This is a genomic window from Micromonospora aridisoli, from assembly GCF_056150025.1.
Genome location: NZ_JAXCFK010000076.1, coordinates 1 through 624 on the forward strand (window position 1 = coordinate 1; position 624 = coordinate 624).

Annotated in this window: 1 protein-coding gene and 2 pseudogenes; 1 reads left to right on the top strand and 2 read right to left on the bottom strand. The window is 72.8% G+C overall.

Features of this window, described 5'->3' with window-relative positions; genetic code table 11:
• Positions 1–25: 25 nt before the first annotated feature.
• Both SM447_RS29420 and SM447_RS29425 read right to left on the bottom strand, forming a co-directional pair.
• Positions 26–223 (bottom strand): excisionase family DNA-binding protein, encoded by a 198-nt coding sequence (locus tag SM447_RS29420; RefSeq protein WP_091050912.1) that lies wholly within the window; start codon positions 221–223, stop codon positions 26–28.
• A pseudogene (locus SM447_RS29425) lies at positions 220–408 on the bottom strand (hypothetical protein); the annotation flags it as partial. The pseudogene SM447_RS29425 and the gene SM447_RS29420, both read right to left, overlap by 4 nt.
• Between SM447_RS29425 and SM447_RS29430 the strand changes: the two are divergent.
• Positions 331–624 (top strand): annotated as a pseudogene (locus SM447_RS29430) (endonuclease/exonuclease/phosphatase family protein); the annotation flags it as partial. The pseudogenes SM447_RS29425 and SM447_RS29430 overlap by 78 nt on opposite strands.

Below are 624 nucleotides of genomic sequence, written 5' to 3' on the forward strand. Positions count from 1 at the left end.
CCGTTGGCACGGGCGCGTCCTGGCATCAGGCAGCCTCCTGGCGTTCGACCTGCTCGCGGATGTAGTCGTCCACCCATTCGGGGAGGATGCGGCGGTACTTGCCGTCCTTGATGGAGCGCAGCTCGCCGGTGGCGATCTTCATCTTGACCTTGGAGATGCCGAAGCCGAGCAGGACGGCGACCTCGGCAGGGGAGTACCAGCGCGGGGTCAGGTCCCGGCTCATGCGGCCACCTCCAGCCACGCCTCGTGGGCTCGTTCTTCCCGGCCGACGCGTGTGCTCTCTCGGCGCTGCCTCGCGGCGGTGTTGGCGAGGAGGGCGTCTCCGGTGGTGTGCCAGCCGACGCCGGCGAAGGTGAGGGTGCCGACGATGAGCGTGGTGGTGTCGTCGAGGTGGTCGACGGCGAGCGGCCGGACGTGCTGCTGCTCCAGGAGCTGCGGGGGTTCGACGCCACGGGGGTGCTGGCCGGGTTCGCCGACCGGCTGGGCCTGCGCCCGCACCTGGCCGGCAGCCTGCTCGGCCAGCCCGTCGCGGTGCTCGTGCGCCCGCCGCTGCGTACCGTCGCCGCGGGTCCGCTGCGTCGACCGTTCCACCACGCGGCGGCGCGGGTGGTGCTGGCCACCGAC